The 20152-nt window shown below is 42.7% G+C and carries 18 protein-coding genes; 3 read left to right on the top strand and 15 right to left on the bottom strand.

Going from position 1 to position 20152, the window contains the following annotated elements; all coding sequences use genetic code 11:
- Positions 1-40: 40 nt before the first annotated feature.
- The 8 genes from FWJ32_RS11490 to FWJ32_RS11525 form a co-directional block, all read right to left on the bottom strand.
- A complete protein-coding gene (locus tag FWJ32_RS11490; RefSeq protein WP_149546104.1) occupies positions 41-2440 on the bottom strand; it encodes a Lon protease family protein in 2400 nt (799 codons plus the stop codon).
- Between the two features lie 198 nt (positions 2441-2638).
- Entirely contained in the window at positions 2639-2896 is a 258-nt protein-coding gene (locus FWJ32_RS11495) for an alpha/beta-type small acid-soluble spore protein (protein WP_149546105.1), read from the bottom strand.
- A gap of 196 nt (positions 2897-3092) precedes the next feature.
- Positions 3093-4019, bottom strand: coding sequence for a glycine betaine ABC transporter substrate-binding protein (locus FWJ32_RS11500; RefSeq protein WP_238988879.1), 927 nt, complete (start codon positions 4017-4019; stop codon positions 3093-3095).
- A complete protein-coding gene (locus FWJ32_RS11505; protein ID WP_149546106.1) occupies positions 4016-4930 on the bottom strand; it encodes an ABC transporter substrate-binding protein in 915 nt (304 codons plus the stop codon). Before FWJ32_RS11505 ends, FWJ32_RS11500 begins: the two co-directional genes overlap by 4 nt.
- 13 nt (positions 4931-4943) lie before the next feature.
- Positions 4944-5591: an ABC transporter permease gene (locus FWJ32_RS11510; RefSeq protein ID WP_476727230.1), complete on the bottom strand. Its 648-nt coding sequence runs from the start codon at positions 5589-5591 to the stop codon at positions 4944-4946.
- Positions 5592-5603: 12 nt separating this feature from the next.
- Positions 5604-6716, bottom strand: coding sequence for an ABC transporter ATP-binding protein (locus FWJ32_RS11515; protein ID WP_149546107.1), 1113 nt, complete (start codon positions 6714-6716; stop codon positions 5604-5606).
- A 71-nt stretch (positions 6717-6787) separates the two neighbouring features.
- Positions 6788-7411 carry a GntR family transcriptional regulator gene (locus FWJ32_RS11520; protein ID WP_149546108.1) on the bottom strand — a complete coding sequence of 208 codons (624 nt, stop codon included), beginning with the start codon at positions 7409-7411 and terminating at the stop codon, positions 6788-6790.
- 72 nt (positions 7412-7483) lie between these two features.
- On the bottom strand, positions 7484-7684 hold the full coding sequence (locus FWJ32_RS11525) for a hypothetical protein (RefSeq protein WP_149546109.1): 201 nt from the start codon (positions 7682-7684) through the stop codon (positions 7484-7486).
- An 88-nt stretch (positions 7685-7772) separates the two neighbouring features.
- On the opposite strand from FWJ32_RS11525, the gene FWJ32_RS11530 reads away from it, so the two are divergent.
- On the top strand, positions 7773-8477 hold the full coding sequence (locus FWJ32_RS11530; protein ID WP_162523616.1) for a B3/B4 domain-containing protein: 705 nt from the start codon (positions 7773-7775) through the stop codon (positions 8475-8477).
- On the opposite strand, the gene FWJ32_RS11535 is transcribed toward FWJ32_RS11530, so the two are convergent.
- Both FWJ32_RS11535 and FWJ32_RS11540 read right to left on the bottom strand, forming a co-directional pair.
- Positions 8462-9343, bottom strand: coding sequence for an RluA family pseudouridine synthase (locus FWJ32_RS11535; protein ID WP_149546111.1), 882 nt, complete (start codon positions 9341-9343; stop codon positions 8462-8464). The genes FWJ32_RS11530 and FWJ32_RS11535 overlap by 16 nt on opposite strands.
- On the bottom strand, positions 9333-10487 hold the full coding sequence (locus FWJ32_RS11540; protein ID WP_149546112.1) for an MFS transporter: 1155 nt from the start codon (positions 10485-10487) through the stop codon (positions 9333-9335). Before FWJ32_RS11540 ends, FWJ32_RS11535 begins: the two co-directional genes overlap by 11 nt.
- A gap of 76 nt (positions 10488-10563) precedes the next feature.
- Here FWJ32_RS11540 and pckA point away from each other — a divergent pair, with 76 nt between their 5' ends.
- Positions 10564-12129, top strand: a complete 1566-nt coding sequence (pckA, locus tag FWJ32_RS11545) for a phosphoenolpyruvate carboxykinase (ATP) (RefSeq protein ID WP_149546113.1) — start codon at positions 10564-10566, stop codon at positions 12127-12129.
- A gap of 37 nt (positions 12130-12166) precedes the next feature.
- Here the strand turns inward: pckA and murJ are convergent, their stop codons facing one another.
- From murJ to FWJ32_RS11565, 4 genes are all read right to left on the bottom strand, one after another.
- Positions 12167-13732, bottom strand: a complete 1566-nt coding sequence (gene murJ, locus FWJ32_RS11550) for a murein biosynthesis integral membrane protein MurJ (protein ID WP_149546114.1) — start codon at positions 13730-13732, stop codon at positions 12167-12169.
- A 15-nt stretch (positions 13733-13747) separates the two neighbouring features.
- Positions 13748-14659, bottom strand: a complete 912-nt coding sequence (gene galU, locus FWJ32_RS11555; RefSeq protein ID WP_149546115.1) for a UTP--glucose-1-phosphate uridylyltransferase GalU — start codon at positions 14657-14659, stop codon at positions 13748-13750.
- A 112-nt stretch (positions 14660-14771) separates the two neighbouring features.
- Entirely contained in the window at positions 14772-16334 is a 1563-nt protein-coding gene (locus tag FWJ32_RS11560) for a DEAD/DEAH box helicase (protein ID WP_149546116.1), read from the bottom strand.
- Between the two features lie 61 nt (positions 16335-16395).
- Entirely contained in the window at positions 16396-18474 is a 2079-nt protein-coding gene (locus FWJ32_RS11565; protein WP_149546117.1) for a DNA topoisomerase III, read from the bottom strand.
- A 224-nt stretch (positions 18475-18698) separates the two neighbouring features.
- Between FWJ32_RS11565 and FWJ32_RS11570 the strand changes: the two genes are divergently transcribed.
- Positions 18699-19754, top strand: a complete 1056-nt coding sequence (locus FWJ32_RS11570) for a YkvI family membrane protein (protein ID WP_149546118.1) — start codon at positions 18699-18701, stop codon at positions 19752-19754.
- Here the strand turns inward: FWJ32_RS11570 and FWJ32_RS14030 are convergent.
- Positions 19717-20055, bottom strand: a complete 339-nt coding sequence (locus FWJ32_RS14030; RefSeq protein WP_203227758.1) for an AAA domain-containing protein — start codon at positions 20053-20055, stop codon at positions 19717-19719. The two genes, FWJ32_RS11570 and FWJ32_RS14030, sit on opposite strands and share 38 nt — an antisense overlap.
- Positions 20056-20152: the final 97 nt, after the last annotated feature.

The raw sequence follows: 20152 nt of genomic DNA on the forward strand, positions 1-20152 counted from the left end.
TAATATTAGAATAAAATACAAAAAAAAGGAAGGATAAGTTTTATTCCTTCCTCTCAATACCTCTCACGCTCTCTGCAAACTGTTCCAGCCTTTGCTTTACCAGATAGTTCACCGTACCCACAGGGTAGTTATTATTCTCGTCTGGCTCCCCTGCAGGCACTCCGGTAAGTATCTCAATCCCCTCGTCTATGGTATGTACGGCATATATATGAAATTCACCCTTTTTCACCGACTCAATCACGTCATCGTTAAGACACAGGTTAGCTATATTCTGATATGGTATTATCACGCCTTGACTACCTGTAAAGCCCCTTGCTTTGCAGAGTTTATAAAACCCCTCTATCTTATAAGTGGCACCGCCAATAGGCTGTATCTCACCCTTTTGATTTACAGACCCTGTTACAGCTATATCCTGCCGTACAGGTAATCCAGAAAGACTGGACAGTATAGCATAAAGCTCCGTGCTGGATGCAGAATCTCCCTCAATGCCTCCATATGACTGTTCAAAACATATACGTGCCGAAAGGGTCAATGGCTTGTTTTGTGCAAACTTTGAACCAAGATATCCTGTTATTATCATTACTCCCTTGTCGTGGATGCTGCCGCTCAGTCTGCTTTCTCTCTCAATGTTAACTACGCCTTCCTTACCAGCATAGGTAGATGCAGTAACCCTTGTAGGTCTTCCAAATGTATAATCACCCAGATCAATTACTGTAAGGGCATTTACCTGACCCACAACCTTTCCATCTACATCAATCATCAATGTCCCATCAAGTGTGGCCTCTAAAAGCCTCTCCTCATATCTATTAAACCTCTTCTCTTTTTCTCTTATGGCTTTTTTCACATGTTCTTCTCTCACCACATCACTCCCGCTGTCCGATGCCCACAGGTCTGATTCATGCAACACCTCGGCTATTGCATTGAACCTTGTTGAGAGCTTCTTCTGGCTTTCCGAGACCCTTGTCGAGAACTCCAGCACGGCAGCTACCCCCGATTTATCAAATGGCCTCAGCCCATGGCTTTCTGTATAACTACCGATAAATCCAATCATTCTTTTAATATTATCATCATTTAATGGCATGGTATCGTCAAAATCCACAAGTACTTTAAAGTACTTTTCAAAGTCCTCATCACTGCTGTACAAAATAGAGTATATAGTCGGGCTTCCTATCATAATTATCTTTACATTTACAGGTATTGGCTCGGGCTTTAATGAACTCATGGAGACAAATCCCAGTCTGTCCTGCGGCAGTTCAATACGCAGCTCACCCGTTTTCAAAACCCTCTTTATCCCATCCCATACATACGGGTAGGATAACACATCATGGGCCTGAAGGATTAAATAACCACCATTGGCCCTGTGAAAAGCCCCCGGCTTTATCCTTGTAAAATCAGTGGTTGCTACCCCAAACTCATTAACATACTCCAAACTTCCAAATAAGTTGCTGTATGTCGGATTATGTTCTATAACAACCGGAGCTCCTTCACTGTTCTCATGATTTATCAGGAGATTGACGCTAAACCTTGTAAAGTAGTCATCCCTTCTTCCCCTCATTATCATCGCAAACGGGTTATCGCCTTCCTGAACTTCCTGTTCAGGATTTATGAATTCATTCAGGTTGTCCAATATGTCCTCCTGCATATTCTCAAAATATTCTTCTACCTTTTTGTTGTCACCATACTTTCGCTTCATATCTTCAATATATTGACCCACTGCAAATAATCCTACTCTTTTGTCCAGCTGGTTCAGTTCATCCTTCATCTGCTTTTCTAATGCCTGCGACCTTTTGAAGGCATCGGATATCTTTAACTGTAGTTTGTTAAGCCTATCCTCAATCTCTCTCCTCTCATTCCCACCTAAAGCCTCAAATTCTTCCTGGCTCATCTTTCTTCCATCCACAATCGGGATTGTAACAAAACCCGTCGGGCCTGTCTGAAGGGCAAAGCCATAATCCTTCGCCGTATCCTTAAGCTCTTCAAGGATCTCCACCCTGGCGTCCTGATACTTTTTAATTATGTTGTTCCTCTGTGATTGATAGTCTTCACTTTCAAACACCCTTGGTATCTGCGATTTTAATACGGCTGCAAAGTCTTCCATATCTTTTTTAAATCGTATACCCTCGCCAGGCCTAAAGCTCAACGCTATCGGCTGGGTGGGTTCTTTAAAATTAAAAACATAGCACCAGTCTTCCGGGACTTTTTCTTTAATAGCCGTCTCTTTAACTATGTGGCGGGCATAACTGTTTTTCCCTGTGCCAGTAATCCCTGACATATAGATGTTATAGCCTTTATTTTTCATCCTAAGCCCAAACTGCATGGCTTCCACAGCTCTCTCCTGACCTATAATTCCATAGTCCTTGCCAAGCTTTGCTGTGGTCTCAAAGTCAAGGTCTTCAAGGCTGATTCTCTTCTTTAAATCCTCATGGCTCAATTCTTTCACGATATCACCCCATTGTAAATTTGATGATAGTTTATAATATTCGATATTACTCCGAAATTTCCTTTAAAAAATATAGGCCGGGTTAATCACCCGGCCTGCCGTCCTTTGGACCTTTTTCATTACTATCACATCCCTTAATTCATTAATCCTGTTTAAATCTTTCCGACCTGTATCGTCCACCGAATAGCTGATTCACGTTCAAATTTCATTTTTATTCTTTTTTTCACTGTCTTGATTGCCGTCTGTTATATTACTTTTTCTATCCATCTGCTTTTCCGCATACCGTATCATCTTCTTAACCATGTGGCCGCCAATTTTGCCGACCTCTCTTGTGGTCATGTTCTCCCAACCTCTCTCCTCAATGTCATCATCCAGGTCCAGCTCTTCTGCTACTTCGTCCCTAAGATCATCCAGCTCGTCCTCTGATTTTGGATATATCTTTCTCCAGTTAGACATATCTCTCCCTCCTTTCTACAAATATTTTCTCCCTTTACCGCAAGCAATATTAAGGAATTTGATAAAACAGTTGTACCGCACTCCAAAAAACACAGAGGGCACGCTAGGTAAAAACGCCGAAAGCCGCTCAGCATACCCGTGGATTTCAAGACCCGATTCATCATTTACTGGCAAAAATATAAAGGGTAAATGCCTTTTATAATAATCCCCTTGACTTTAGAAACTCCTTTGCCACATCTGCTGCATTCTTTCCTTCACCATCAATCTGATAGTTTAATTTCTGCATGTCTTCATCGGTTATTGAATTGGCCAGCTTATTCAGTACATCAGCTATTTCAGGATGCTTTTCCAGTACATCGCCTCTTACCAGCGGTGCGGCATAATACGGTGGGAAGAAATGCTTATCATCCTCCAGTATCTTAAGATTGTGAGATACAAGAAGCCCGTCTGTAGCAAAGGCATCTATTACCTGAACCTCATCATTATCAATAGCAGGATATCTTACACCTGTATCCATGGATTTTACATTTTTAAACTCAAAACCATACTTTTCTTTTAATCCAGGATAACCATCTGGCCTCTCTACAAATTCCATAGAGCACCCCAGTACCAACTGGTCAGCTATCTTACCCAGGTCAGAAAATGTCTCAATATTGCTTTTATTTGCAAAATCCTCTTTTACGGCTAATGTATATGTGTTATTAAACCCCCATGGTTCAAGCCATACAAGATTCCATTTATCCTTGTACTCCTTTTTCACTGTTCCATATGCTTCATCCGGGTCTGTAGTGGGTTCCATCTGCAATATATCAACAAGACCCGTGCCTGTATAGTCCATATAGATATCTATCCCATTGTTTGAACTACCTTTTTTAATGCCTTCAAAGCATACATTTGTACCGCCAAGATTTAGTTGTCTCACTACCTTCAGGTCTGTATGCGTTTCTATCAGGTCTGCCATCATGTGACCAACAATTATCTGCTCTGTAAAGTTTTTGGAGCCAACTACAATAGTATCGCCTGCCGCCGACTGACTGGCGCCACCGCCAGATGTACCGCACCCTGCCACTATTGCAGTTAAAAGCAACAAACTACATAGTATCATTATCCTCCCTATACTCATATTAATCCCTCCGTCTGTAAAAATTCTTTTGCCACCTCATGAGGGTCCATGCCGTCTATATCAACCTTGGCATTGAGCTCAGCCATTTTAGCATCATCAATTTTACCTGCCAGTTTATTTATCAAATCCTCAAGACCTGGTATCTCGGATAGTGTATCCTCCCTTACCATTGGTACTGCATAATATGGCGGGAAGAAACGTCTGTCATCTTCTAATATTACCAGATCAAATGCAGGTATACGTCCATCGGTTGAAAAGGCAGAAATTACATCAACCTCATCATTCTTTATTGAGCTATACATTAAACCGGGATCCATAGGCATAACCTCTTTGAACTTAATCCCGTACTCTTTGCTCCAGCCCGGATATCCATCTGGCCTTTCGCTGAATTCCATAGAACAGCCAAGAACGGCATCAGGAGCAACTTTGATTAAATCTGAAGCCTTCTCTAAGCCATTAGCATCAGCATAATCTTTCTTTACAGCCATAGCGTACGTATTGTTGAATCCCAGAGGCTCAAGCCATTTTATTCCCCAGTTTTTGTGGTAATTCTCTTTAACAACGCTGTATGCCTCATCAGGGTCAGTAATGAGATCCTTGTGCAGTATCTGCATCAGACCTGAGCCTGTATATTCTACAGCAGCATCTATATCACCGTTAGTTATAGCACTGTGTACCACCATCGTACCATTTAGCCCAAGCTTTCTCACCACTTTCACATCGGGCATATTCTCTTCCACAAGAGTAGCCAAAAGTTCTCCCATTATAAACCGCTCCGTATAGCTGGCTGAACCAACAATAAACTCCTTTTTGCCAGCAGCAACATTGTCTGCATTCGTGCCACATCCTGCTAAAACCCCCAATATCAGAACAAGTAAAACAATTACGGATATAAATCCTTTCTTTCTCAAATCTACTCCCCCTCTATTTTTTTAATCCCTTCGGTGTTACACTCCTCTCCATTATGCTCAATATAAAGTCAACAAGCAATGCCAATACCATAGCTGGTATTGCCCCAGAAATGATCATTTTGTTGTTAACCATTGATATTCCTCTGTATATCAACTGTCCGAGCCCTCCAGCGCCTATAAGGGCAGCAAGGGTAGTAAGACCAACTGCAGTTACTGCTGATATTCTTATACCAGCCATTATTACCGGAAGTGCAAGGGGAAGTTGAACCATTCTCATTAGCTGAGCATCTGTCATCCCCATGCCTCTGCCGGCCTCTATCATAGCCCTATCCACATTGGCCAGGCCGGTATAGGTATTTTTTATTATAGGTAATAGAGAATATAAAAATATCATCACAATCGATGGTATTGAACCAATACCAAGAAATGGTATTAAAAAACCTAACAGCGCCAAGCTTGGTATTGCCTGTACAGCATTAGCTATTCCTATAACCAATCCAGATATACTATCAACCCTTGTTATGAGAATACCAAGAGGGACACCAATCAATATTGCAATTGCCACAGCAATCAATGTAAGATATATATGCTGACCGGTTAAAGTAAATATCTGATCTATTCTATCTGACATAAACGTCAGGTATTCATTTATCGTTGCCAATTTTCTCACCCCTCACCCAACATATTTCTCTCCAAGGACCTTAACAAGGCTACTGCGTGTTATAAGACCTTTTAGAATACCGCTTACATCAACTACAGGTACATAACCAATATTATTTTGCGACATCAGCTTTAAGACCTCCACAATTGAGTCATCCGGATGCACGCTTAAAACATTTCGCGTATATATTTCCTCTAACCTCTTTGCTGTGTCCCATTTTGACCTTATATCATTGGCTGTTGCAATTCCCAGAAGCTGATTTCTTTCATTTACTATAAGAATACTGTCTACCCCGCTATCATTCATTATCTCCAGGGATTGAGTTAATGTCCTGGATGGCAATGCTTTTACAGGATTGTTTATCATTATATCCTCCACTTTAACATACTCAGGCTGCTGCCACATACGTTTCTTCCCTATAAATTCCTCTACAAAGCCATGAGCTGGATGCCTGAGTAAATTCTCCGGGGTATCAAACTGCAGCACCTGTCCATCTTTTATTATGCAGATCCTGTCACCAAGCTTTAATGCCTCATCCATATCGTGGGTTACAAACACGATGGTCTTGTGCAGCTCCTGCTGTAAATTGAATAACTCATCCTGCAACTGAGCCCTTGTAATAGGGTCCAAGGCACTGAAAGGCTCATCCATAAGGATCACATCAGGATTTGTAGCCAAAGCCCTGGCGACACCAATCCTCTGTTGTTGGCCACCCGATAGCTCACTTGGGTATCTATCTATATACTCATCAGGAGGCATACCGACAAGATCCAAAAGCTCTCTCGCCCTTTCTCTCCTTTTAGACTTGGGCCAGTTCTTAAGGAGAGGGACCAACTCAACATTTTCGCCAACAGTCATGTGCGGGAATAGTCCTATCTGCTGTATGACATAACCGATATTTCTCCTGAGTTCTATCACATCCATTTTTAATATATCATTATCGTTAATATAAATAGTGCCAGATGTGGGTTCTATCAATCTGTTTATCATCTTAAGGCTTGTGGTTTTACCGCATCCACTGGGGCCTATTAGTACAACCAGTTCATTATCGTTGATCTCAAGGTTTATACCTTTTATAACCTCTGTATCTCCATAGCTTTTTGCAACATTTTCAAACCGTATCATAACCTGGTCTCCTTTCTTACAACTCAATTATATTATAAGAGTTGTCAGTTGTCAAATTAATACAGGCTCCTTCAGTAGGAGCCATATAAAAACTTCATTGTGTTTTTCAATATGTCCTCATCTCCAACAAGCACCAGTACATCGCCCTCATTTATCTCATTATATGGCCCTGGAGACAGTATAATGTCATTCCCTCTCCTTATGGCGATAATCGTAGCACCTGTATTCTGCCAGAATTTAAGCTCTGTTATACTTTTACCTATAACATGGCTGCCCTTTTTAATCTCAATCTCCACTGGATTGTAAGGGTTGATGTTTTTAAGCCTGTTTGCATAGTCACTTATCTTCATGATTATCACTTCAAACCGTTCATCCAGTTCTCTTTTTGTTTGCAACAACCTGGAAAGTTCATTCCTTAGCGAATCCAGCGTATCCCTCTCATTAAACCTATCTATATATTTATAGGCAGCCTCTTTAGACTTAACAATTATCCCGCTGCCCTGCTCCGATGACACCACTTCCATGTCCTCAAGCAGGGATACAGCTCTTCTTATTGTCTCAGGGGATACGTTATAAAGACCGGCAAGATTTGAACGGCCATGGAGCCTTTCCCCTTCTAAAAATTCACCCTTAACAATCCTCCGTGCTATATCAAGGGCTATCTGCTGGTATTTAGGCCTTACTATTTCTGTCATTTGCATCCTTCTTTCATTATTCCATCTTTTCACTAATAATTATACTATATAAAAAGAGGACTTAACAGTCCCCTATTTGACTATGTAGTAAAGTGAATCAATTTCGTCTTCACTGGCATTAAAGAGTGCATTTTTTAATTCCTCCAATCGTTCATTGGATGTAAGTGTACCATCACCCAGCATACGCCTTCCAACAATCTGGCTAGCCATCGATTCCCTGTGGTCATTTACGAAATTGATTATTTCCTGGATTTTCTTTTCCTTGTCGTACACATAAAACACCTCCTCTCTTTATAATGTCCCTGAGAATAATTTTTGATACAGGCGAATTTTATGCTAATATCATAGTGGAGGGATTATTGTGAAATATGTCATATCAGAGGAAATTTTTAAAAACAACCCCGGCTATATAAGAGGTATAATATACCTGAGAGATGCAAATAACTATGGGACTGATGAAGAATTAAATGATGCATTAAAAGCGCAGGAGGACAGGGCCAGAAGTATATTCACAATAGAGCGTTTAAGGGAAGAGTCATACATCGCCAGCTGGAGGGAGGCTTTTCAAAAGTTTGGCAGCAATCCCAACAAGTATCCCCCTTCCATAGAAAACCTTATAAAGAGGATATTGAAAGGCCATACACTGCCATACATAAATAAACTTGTGACCATATTTAACTATATCTCACTGAAATATGTCCTCCCCTGTGGAGGTGACGACCTGGACAGAGTGGAGGGAGACCTGCTGCTAACCTATGCAAAGGGAGATGAGCTGTATATCCCATTGAATGAGTCAGAGCCTCAGCCTGTGGTAACGGGCGAGGTTATATACAAGGATGACAGGAAGGTGTTGTGCCGCAAATGGACATGGCGCCAGGGCGACGCTACAAAGATCCTCCCTGAAAGTAAAGATGTCATAATAAATGTGGACGGTATGCCGCCGGCAGGAGAAGATGATGTAAAGGCTGCCATGTCAGAGATGGCCGCCCTTATAAAAAAATACTGTGGTGGAGATATCGTAATGGACATTATTTCTGAGCGCAAAAACACCTATGAGCTTTTATGATTCCTGAGGGCATCTATCAACCGCTCCATATCCTCTGGCAGAGGTGCTTCACATTCTATAAGCCCATCATTTACAGGCTGTCTCAGCCTTATCTTCCATGCATGGAGGGCCTGACGGTCCATTATGTCAGGCCTCCCGTACAGGGTGTCCCCATATATGGGATGTCCAGTATAGCTCAGATGGACCCTTATCTGATGAGTCCTGCCGGTGACCGGTTTTACAAGCAATATTGTCGAATCGCCGGCATATCCTATGGGCTCATAATAGGTAACAGCTTTTTTCCCATTTTCCCCTACCCTCCTCTTTATTATGCTGCCCTCTTCCCTTTCAATGGGAAGGTCTATATAAGACGGCCCCTCTATTATGCCGTGGACCACCGCAATGTACTGCTTTTCAAACCCATGCTGCTGAAGAAAATAATGGGTATACTGATTCTTTGCAAAAATTACTACGCCTGATGTTTCCTTATCCAGCCTGTTTACAGGCCTTACCATAGGGTTCTCATTTTTATTAATCAGATAGTAGGCAATGCCATTGGCCAGAGCTCCGCCTTCTCTTCTGGATGATGGATGGACGTTGATTCCTGCCTCTTTGTCTACTATAAGGAGGTCGCTATCTTCATACAGTACATGGACAGGTACATCCTCCGGTTCTATGTTTTCGACATACTCATCCGGAAAGATGACCTCCAGCCTGTCTCCTTTAGAAGGATACGACTTTATATACACCGGGAGACCATTTAAGAGGATAAGCCTCATGTTCTTGAGTTTCCTTATCTGCCGTTTTGACATGAAAAGCTTTTTTATCAGGATGTCTTCTATCTTCATACATGCTGTTTCTTCATCAACCAATACCTCAAACCTCATTAAATCCCCTCACATTTTCACTATTATCTTTTACAAAAAGTATAAATACAATAAGGGATATCAAAATAACCATACTGAATGATAGATACATCGCCCTGATACCCACCTTATCCATTATGGTCCCACCCAGGATGTTGCCAACCATTCCTCCAAGCCCGGTTGAAACCATGGTGTATACTGTCTGTCCGCTGGTCTTTAGTGAATCGGGGGTATGCCTGCTTACAAAGTTTATGGCTGCGGCAGAAAAGGTAGCATAGTCCAGGCCGCTAATACCATGTACCACAATTACCATAAGAGGCGTGGTGGATAGGCCGTAAAGCAGCACCCTTAAAAACACCAGTATTAATGCCAATATTATTATTTTCCTTAGATTATACCTTTTTATCAATTTGCCTGTAAAGTAAAAGACAGGTATTTCAGAGAGCGCAGCCAGCATCCAGGCCAGGCCGACCATACTGCTTGAACCCTTCAGATAGTCTATATATACACCAAGAAAGTTCTCCGAAACTACCATTGAGGCCTGAGACATAAACGCCACTATTAAAAATATGGAAAAATTCCTGTTTTTAAATAATGACCCCGGGCTGCTTCTGACAATCCCGCTGTCATCCGCGTATTTTTCTGGAAGTTTGAATGATATAACCCCTGTAATCGCCATGCTCACAGCATAAGCGATAAATATAATTTCCAGCGTCAGCCTGTCAGCCAAAGAACCAATAGCTATAGAGGTAACAGCATAACCTAAGGAGCCAAACAATCTGAATGTACCGTACTCCTCTCCCCTTCCCTTTAATTCTATCATGACACTGGAATCCAATACAGGCACCAGAGCACACTGAAACAGAGATAGGATTCCCATAATAACAAATACATGGCCAAAATCCTTGTAACGCATGTTGGCAAGGATTATAAGGCTGCAGGTAAAGGCTGAAACCATAAAGATATGCCTTCTCTTCCTGTATCTGTCACTTATCATTCCCCATACTGGCTGCATCAATACGGATACCATAAGTTCGCCGGATGCTATAATACCTATCTCTGTACCACTGAAACCAATTCTACTGAAATACAGGTTTAGCAAAGGGCTGAGTGAACCAAAGGCCATAAATAAAAATAGATAGATTAAACGTACAGTGCCATGCATATTTTTCTCCTTGGATATACAAAGTATTTGTAATATAATTATAACTGTATATAAAAAGTAAAAGAGGTGTGCATAAATGCAGGAGTTAAAAATCCAAGGCCTTACAAACCCCGGTAATATCTATTATAACATGTCGGTTCCAGTTTTGGTTGAAGAATCTATAAAAAGGAAGGAAGGATTCCTGGCCAGCAATGGAGCACTGAACGTGCGCACCGGCAAGTACACCGGAAGGTCGCCCAGTGACAAATTCATAGTAGATGAACCAGAGGTCCATAATAAGATATGGTGGGATAATAACAAAGCCATGTCACCTGATATTTTTGATAGATTATATAAACGCTTGCTTGCGTATCTGCAAAAAAGAGACCTTTTCGTATTTGATGGGTTTGTTGGAGCTGACCCCGCTTACAGACTACCCATAAGAGTGGTCAACGAATATGCATATCAGAACCTGTTTGCCCACCAGCTATTCCTAAGGCCAACGCCAGAAGAACTTGAGGGGCATATCCCCGAGTTTACTATAATAAGTGCACCTGGCTTCAATGCCATACCTGACATTGACGGCACAAATTCCGAAGCCTTTATAGTAATTAATTTCACAAAAAAATTAATCATCATCGGCGGTACCATGTATGCAGGAGAGATAAAGAAGTCGGTCTTTTCCGTAATGAATTATCTTTTGCCTATGAAAGGTGTTCTCCCCATGCACTGTTCAGCCAACCTGGGAAGCGATGGCAGTACTGCCTTGTTCTTCGGGCTTTCCGGCACCGGCAAGACAACACTCTCTGCTGACCCAAACCGCAGACTGATAGGTGATGATGAGCATGGCTGGTCTGATAAAGGCATATTCAATTTTGAGGGTGGATGCTATGCCAAGTGCATAAACCTGTCTGTTGAAAAAGAACCGCAAATTTACAATGCTATAAAGTTTGGCACGGTCCTTGAGAATGTGGTCCTGGATGAAAATACCCGAATACCGGACTATGACAGTGACAGTGTAACCGAAAACACAAGAGCTGCATACCCTGTAGATTATATACCTGGTGCAGTGATACCAGGCACAGGAGGCCACCCTAAAGCTGTAATATTCCTGACTGCCGATGCTTTTGGCGTGCTTCCGCCTGTAGCCAAACTAACCAAAGAACAGGCAATGTATCACTTCATTTCTGGATACACCAGCAAGCTTGCCGGCACAGAGCGCGGCATAACAGAGCCTCAGGCAACCTTCTCCACATGCTTTGCCGCACCATTTTTACCGTTAAGTCCGATGAACTATGCAAAACTCCTGGGTGAAAAGATAGAAAAGTATAATGTACCGGTGTATCTGGTAAACACCGGCTGGACAGGCGGGCCCTACGGCATTGGCAAGAGGATGCATCTACCCTATACAAGGGCGATGGTCAGTGCAGCTGTAAGCGGAGAACTGGAGAATGTCAGTTATACCCAGCACCCGATTTTTAATATACTGGTGCCGGATTCCTGTCCCGGCGTGCCATCTGAAATATTAAACCCAAGAAATACATGGCAGGATAAGTATGCATACGATGAGACAGCTAAAAAATTAGCCGGCAACTTTATTAAGAACTTTGAGAAATATACCGACGTTTCTGAAGAAATAAAAGCAGCAGGCCCCATTTTATAATCTGAAAGCCCCTTGCCGTTATGGTAAGGAGCTTTGTTTATACATTATTAATGTGAAGTCTTCTGTAAAGAAAAGAAAACAGTCTGGTTACTTCTCTAACCTTGAAGATAATCGTGCAAATCCCATATACTATAGCACCAACAAATACAGTCAAAGCAAGGTTAATAATCTGGGCAGTCAAAGATACCCCCGGAATATATGAATAGATGAAATTCTTAAAGAAATAGACCGCCACAGCCATCACAGCGGTGGATATGGCAATCTTTATGCCCTCTTTCAGTATCAGCCGCCCGTTTATCCCACCTATTTTATTCCTCAGCCTCCACCCCAGGGTAAATGAGGTGAATATGACCGATATTGAAGTGGCAAGGGCCAGGCCGGCCAGGCCCATAAACCTCACCAGTACAATGTTCAGTATTATATTCAAGGCCACCGCATACATGCCATTATACATTGGGGTCCTGGTATCCTTCAAAGAGTAAAAGGCCCTTGAGAGTATCTCCCTTGCCGCAGCCCCGGCCATGCCTATGGAATAAAATAGCAGAGCAACTGAGGTCATACCAGTAGCTCTGGCGTCAAAGGCACCACGCTCAAACAGTAGGCGTACCGCCTCTGTCCTGAGTAGAATTGTCCCGGCAGTGACAGGCAGGACTATCAGAAATATCATGTTCAGGGATGTTGCCACAGAGTCTTTAAAACTCTCCATCTCCTCTTTTGCCCCCAGGTTTGAAAGACTGGGGTATACAACGGTCGCCACAGAGGTTACAAATGTCCCAAGTACAAAGCCGTTGAGCCTGTTGGCATAATTGAGGGCTGAGACGCTGCCTTCGGGTAATCCTGACGCCAGCATACGGTCCACAAAGGTATTTAGCTGATTGACAGCGACACCCATAAGGACCGGGACAATCATAAGTCCAAGCCGTTTTATCCCGGGATGTGAAAAGTCCATAGAGTACCTGTGATGATATCCCAATCTCCTCATGGAGGGGACCTGTATGTAATATTGAGATACTGTAGCCAGAACTGATGCAATGGCCAGGCCGTATATACCTATCCTGTCAGCCAAAATAATGGTGAGCGCTATAATTATAATGTTGTAGGGTATGCCTACAAGGGCCGGCGCAGTAAAAGACTCATTGGACTGAAGAATCCCTGTGGCAACATTGGCCAGGCCGACAAAGATAATAAGCGGGAACAAAGTCCTTGACAGCCCAACAGTAAGACTTAACTTCTCTCCTGTAAACCCGGGCGCTATTATCCTGACAAGCAGTGGTGAAAACAGTACACCTGCCACTGTCAAAACAACGCTCACTATCAGCACAAGATTCATTATCTGATTGGCAAACCTGTCTGCGTCTTCTCTGCCATTTTTAGATTTATATTCAGTATACAGTGGTATAAAGGTGGTAGCCAGTGCAGACCCTATACTGGTAAAAAACAGCATAGGGATGCTCTGGGCCATAAAATATGCATCAGAACCCAATCCTGCCCCAAACTCTCTTGCTATGACCATCTCACGTAAAAAACCAAGGAATTTGCTGATTATATTTGCTGCCATGATTAAGGTGGCAGCCTTAGCAGCTCTCCGTACATTAGATGCCATTATCCTATACCATCCTTATAAATCGTTTGATATGGCAGCCTCTGTGAGTACATCATCCGGCAGATTTGTTACCAGACTCTTCAAATACCTGCCAAACTCTTCCCTCAGATCATCCCTTTTCAGTGCAAACTCCACGGTAGCCATGAGATAGCCCATTTTATCGCCTACATCGTATCTTCTACCCTCAAAATTGTAGGCATAAACAGCCTCATATCTCAAAAGTTCCTTTAAGGCATCAGTGAGCTGTATCTCTCCTCCTGCCCCCGGCTTAGTATGCTCCAGTATCTCAAATATCCTTGGGGAAATTATGTATCTGCCAAGTATACCAACCCTTGACGGCGCCTCACTCTTTTTGGGCTTTTCAATGAGATTATTGACCTTATAGATCCTATCCTCTATCTCCGAGCAGCCCACTATACCATACTTGCTCACATCATCCTCCGGCACCTCCTGCACACCCAGGATGGTACAGTTATATTTCTCATACACATCAATCATCTGCCTTAAGACTGGCACCCTGCTGTCAACTATATCATCGCCCAGAAGGACGGCAAAAGGCTCATTGCCCACAAAAGCCCTGGCACAGTATATGGCATGTCCGAGGCCTCTGGGCTCTTTCTGCCTTATGTAGTGGATGTCCACCATATTGGTTATATCCTCTACAAGGTTTAGAAGGTTTTCTTTCCCCTTATTCTTGAGTTCCAGTTCAAGCTCTACTGACTTGTCGAAATGGTCCTCAATGGCCCTCTTGTTCCGGCCGGTAATAATAAGTATATCCTCTATACCGGAGTTAACAGCTTCCTCCACAATATACTGTATTGTGGGCTTGTCTACAATCGGAAGCATCTCTTTTGGCTGTGCCTTTGTGGCCGGTAGAAACCTTGTCCCCAATCCAGCCGCTGGTATTATCGCTTTTCTTATCTTCATGCTATCCCTCTTTTGAACAATAGTTTATTTTTATTTTAGCACACCATAAGGCTCAATTCTACCTTATTAAAACAGGCCAGTGTAATTTTTCACAATATGTCGTTTTTTATGATTATCGTCTTGCGTTTGATACCTCTACCCTTATCCTTTTGCCGCCCATGATCTTACCTGAAGAGCGTTTTAATATGGCCCTTGCTGTATTTTCTGCTACATCTATAAAGGTAAACCTATCATATATCTCAATATCATCTACATCGCGCCTATCTATGTCTGCCGTATCGCTTAGGAACTTAAGCAACTGCCTGCTGCTTATTTTGTCTCTACGTCCAACTGAAATAAACAGCCTCACCCTTTTCGATTCTATGCCTATGCTGTTCTCCTTATAGTCATAGCTTAACTCCTTATTATAAACCATGCTCATCAATGCCGCTGCCACATCTACAAGGTTAAACTCCTCATCAAGTTCCACCACCAGCGGCACAAATCTCTTGTACTCCTCCTGTATCAGCACCTCTTTAACCCTCTTGAGTATATTGTTATACTTGGCCTGGAATATATCATCAATTGTGGGAATTTCCTTCCTCCTGATCTTACACTTTATAGCACGCTCAATCTGCTTTAAGGCCATGTACTCCCTCGCAGTAACAAGGGTATATGCTGTCCCTTTTCTATTAACCCTTGCCGTCCTCCCGACCCTATGCACGTATGATTCAACGTCCTGAGGCATATCATAATTTATTACATGGGTAACATTTTCAACATCTATGCCCCTGGCCGCAACATCGGTCGCAACCAAAAAATCCAGGTTGCCACCTCTAAACTTTTTCAAGGTGTTGAGCCTCTGACTTTGATTCATATCACCATGCATTCCCTCAACATTATAGCCCCTTTCTTGCAGGGCCTCCGTCAGTTCATCAACCCCTTTTTTTGTCTTGCAGAAAATTATGGCGCTGGACGGTTCATCTACATCAAGTATTCTGCACAGTGATTCAAACCGGTTTTCATGCTTGATTTCGTAATAATACTGGTCCACAGTGGATACTGTCATCGTGTTTTTCACAATCGAAATAAATCTTGCTTCTGGTTTCATGTATTTTTTTGTCAGTCTTCTTATTGCATCAGGCATTGTAGCAGAAAACATCATTGTCTGCCTGTCATCGTTGCACTGTCTTATTATCTCTTCTATATCATCGATAAACCCCATATCAAGCATTTCATCCGCTTCATCAACGACAAGATAACAAACACCCTTCAGGCTTATGATATTCCTTCTAAGCAGGTCAAGTACTCTGCCCGGCGTGCCGACAATGACATCGATGCCCTTCTTCAGTGCTTTTATCTGCCTGTCTACAGGCGTACCGCCGTAGACCGGCAACAGCTTTATATCAGTGTACTTAGCAATTCGTGCCAGTTCATCATTCACCTGTATGGCCAGTTCCCTGGTAGGCGCCAGTATAACGCTGTATATCTCATTATCAGACCCTGTAAACCTGTCTATGATAGGAGCTCCAAATGCAAGCGTCTTACCCGTGCCCGTCTGGGCCTGGCCGATGACATCAAAACCATCTAAAATAACGGGAATAGCCTCTGCCTGAATTTTAGACGGCTCCTCAAAGCCCATATCATCTATAGCCTTGAGTACTTTTTCTTTTAATCCTAATTCTTTAAATCCCATAAAATATGGTTACCTCCATTTACTTTAAAATCTTATCTTTCACTGGCATTTCAATTATAACTTAGTTGGGATCCCCTTTCTTTTTTAATGCCTCTTTAAGCAATACCTCCAAACTTATACCAACAGACTCCCTGTCACTGTATCTTGCAATGAGCTTTTGATTGGCATAATGCTCATTTCTGCTGCGTTTAAAGATATTTGCATTATCCTGTCTTTCAGGCTGACGGTACCCGCATGACCTTTCCGGGCATACAAGCATACGTCCTTTTCTGCTGTTCACCAGGAGCATATACCTGCCGCACATTGGACATTTTGTCCTGGTAATGTTATCAGGCCTGTATGCTTTGACATCCTGTTCAACTATTTTATTCACCAGTTCAACAGTAGTGTTTCTTATACCCTCCATAAAATCCTTATGGCTGTCCTTGCCCGTGGCGATGTTTGACAGGCGCAGTTCCCATTGGGCTGTAAGCTCGGGCTTTCTAAGCTCCTGCGGCACAAGCTCAATAAGCTGAATGCCCTTGGTTGTCGGGACCAGCTCCTTGCCGCGGCGTTCCACATAGTTGTTGTATAAAAGTTTTTCTATGATTTCAGCCCTGGTCGCAGGGGTACCCAGACCACCCTGCTTTATAGCCTCACGCAGTTCCTCATCTTCAACAAATTTACCGGCGCCCTCCATGGCCGTCAGGAGCGTTGCCTCTGTATAGCGGGCAGGCGGCTTTGTCTTCGATTTGTTTACCTTGCAGCCCTTAACCTGTTTTTTGTCGCCCCTGTGCTGGCAATTCAAAACCTGCTCTACGGGTGCCCCATCATCCGAATCTTCTTTCTCCGATGAATATGTTGCCACGGCTCTCCAGCCCTTATCCTTTTCTATCCTTCCCGTAGAATAAAAGATCTCACCATTGACTTCCGTAATGATGGTAGTCTGTTCATATAAATATGGCGGGTACAGGACTGCTATAAAACGCCGTACTATTAAATCATAAAGCTTGTACTCATCAGAGTTCAGCAGAGACAGGTTTAACGGTTGGTCTGTAGGTATGATGGCATGGTGATCAGTAACCCTGCTGTTGTCGACCAAGCGCCTGGTGGTCTTAATGGGCTTTTGCAGCAGTGGCTTTACAAATTCCGCATACGGCGCTACTGCTATGCTCCTTAGCCTGCCCGGCAATGTAGGCACTATGTCAGTGCTTATATAGCGGGAGTCTGTCCTTGGATAGGTAACCAGCTTATGGTGTTCATAAAGGCTCTGGAGCAATGATAGGGTTTTTTGTGCTGAAAAGCTATACCTCCTATTGGCATCCCTCTGCAGTTCAGTAAGGTCATATGCCAGCGGTGCCGGTTCATTCTTCTCTGATACATTTACACTGGTTATAACACCGGTATGCCCCTCAATCTTAGAGATTAAATCTTCTGCTTTATGCTGCTCAAATATTCTCCCCTGACCATTTTTATCACGCCAATCGCCAAAATACTCTCCAAAGTCAACCCGTACGGTCCAGAAATCCCTTGGTATGAAATTTTTTATCTCATTTTCCCTGTCAACTATCATGGCAAGGGTTGGGGTCTGTACCCTTCCCGCCGTGAGCTGTGCATTAAATTTACAGGCCAGGCCACGTGTAACATTGAGGCCTATCAGCCAGTCAGCCTCGGCACGACACTGTGCTGCATAGTATAGGTTGTCGTAGGAGTGGCCAGGCCTTAAATTTTTAAACCCTTCTTTTATAGCGCTGTCTGTCTGCGATGATATCCACAGGCGTTTGAAAGGCTTCTTCCAGCCAGCCTTCATCATTATCCATCGGGCCACAAGCTCACCTTCACGTCCGGCATCCGTAGCAATGACAAGCTCACCTATATCACGGCGCCTCATCAGGCCCTTCACAACCTTAAACTGATGTGACGTCTCCCGTATCACCTGAAGGTCCATACTCGATGGCAGCATAGGAAGATCCTCCAGCCGCCACTCCTTGTATTTCGGGTCGTAGTCCTCAGGCTCAGCCAAAGTCACCAGATGTCCCAGTGCCCACGTGACGACATACTCAGGCCCTTCAAAATAACCCTTATTCTTATTATTGCACTTTAAAACCCTGGCTATTTCCTTGGCCACACTGGGTTTTTCAGCCAAAACCAATGATTTCATTTATATCACTGTCCTCATATCCCTATAATTTAATACAGTTCAGTATAACACACATATATAAAATTGTCCAATTCTCAATTTTTCTGAGTTAATAATTCCAATAAATATATGACACCTATAGAGCACTCCTCTGGTTTTTACCAGTGGTTATTTTTTATGATAAAGATCTATAAAACTATATAGTGGGGGACAAAATAATAAAAAAAGACAGGGTGGTGGATTGTTTGAAAAGAGAGCTTTCTGTATTTAGCATAGCTGCTACATACATAGGCACGGTAGTAGGAGCAGGGTTTGCATCGGGCCAGGAGGTGCTGCAGTATTTTGGCTATCACGGCAGAGCCGGATATACAGGCATTATAGTTGCTACAGCAATATTTGTAGTCTACGGTTACGTGATCCTTGTTTTGGGGAACAAGCTGAGCGCTGATTCTTATCATAACGTTGTAATATTTTCTACAGGGGCTTATTTGGGTAGGGCTGTAGACTGGGTTATAACATTTTTTCTGTTCGTTGCTTTTACAGCGATGATAGCTGGCACAGGGGCAATATTTAAGGAGCAGCTTGGACTGCCGCTTATAGTGGGCAATATCTTCATGGCTATTATTACCCTTTTGACCACACTAACCGGAATAGCAGGCATAATCAACGCCATAAGCGCTGTGGTACCTGTCCTCATTTTAGGAGTTTTTGCTACCGGGACATATACGCTTCTTACAAACCCTGGTAGTCCATTTGCAGGAAATGTAGCGCTCAATACCACTCCTATACTGCCAAATCCACTGCTTTCTGGTATTGTATACGCTTCCTACAACCTGGTTATGGCCATCGCTATCCTGGTACCTCTAGGTAAAGAGATAAATAACAAAAGCAATCTTTTCAAAGGGGCTTTGTTAGGAGGTATTGGACTAGGGACATGTGCTTTGATAATTCAAACGACACTTCTTTTAAACATGCCGGAAGTATCGAGATATGAGATTCCGATGCTTTTTGTCACAAACAAAATATCACCTGTTTTTACCATTGTATACAGCCTGATACTAATATCTGAGATTTACTCAACAGCTCTTGGCGGACTATATGGGTTTGTCGCACGCTTTACAAATGCCAAAAGTACAAAGTATGTAACATATTCAGTTATCACAACTGCAGCAGCACTGGTATGCAGCCAGCTTGGATTTTCTAATATGGTCAGGTACCTTTACTCAGTGGTAGGAATAGCAGGTCTAATCCTCTTGGGAGGGCTTACATACTCTGTGCTTTCAGGAAAGCTCTCAACATAAGGGTTTTTATTACAAGATTTCTTAATTTAATATTAAACAACAAAAGGAAAATAAGAATATTTAATTCTTTTGCTAATTTTTCTGCAAATTTCTCATAAAATACATCTGGTACTGTAACAATAGGTTCTATTTGCATAGGGTCCCCAATAACAATGGCTTTACTTGTCCTCCATATCGCTCCTAAAGCAGATTGAGGAGTGGCCTGGCCAGCTTCATCGATAACCAGTATACCAAGTTCTTCCTTACCTATATACTTTAAAAACGTAGATACTGATGCAAATGTAGTGGAAACTACAGGCATGTACTGGCCCCCGATTATTTGGACTTAAACGACTAACACTCCTCGACTCACATTATTTCTTAAAATTTCTTCATAAAATTTGCTTGGCGTCATATAG

Source organism: Calorimonas adulescens (assembly GCF_008274215.1).
GTDB classification, from domain to species: Bacteria; Bacillota; Thermoanaerobacteria; order Thermoanaerobacterales; family UBA4877; genus Calorimonas; species Calorimonas adulescens.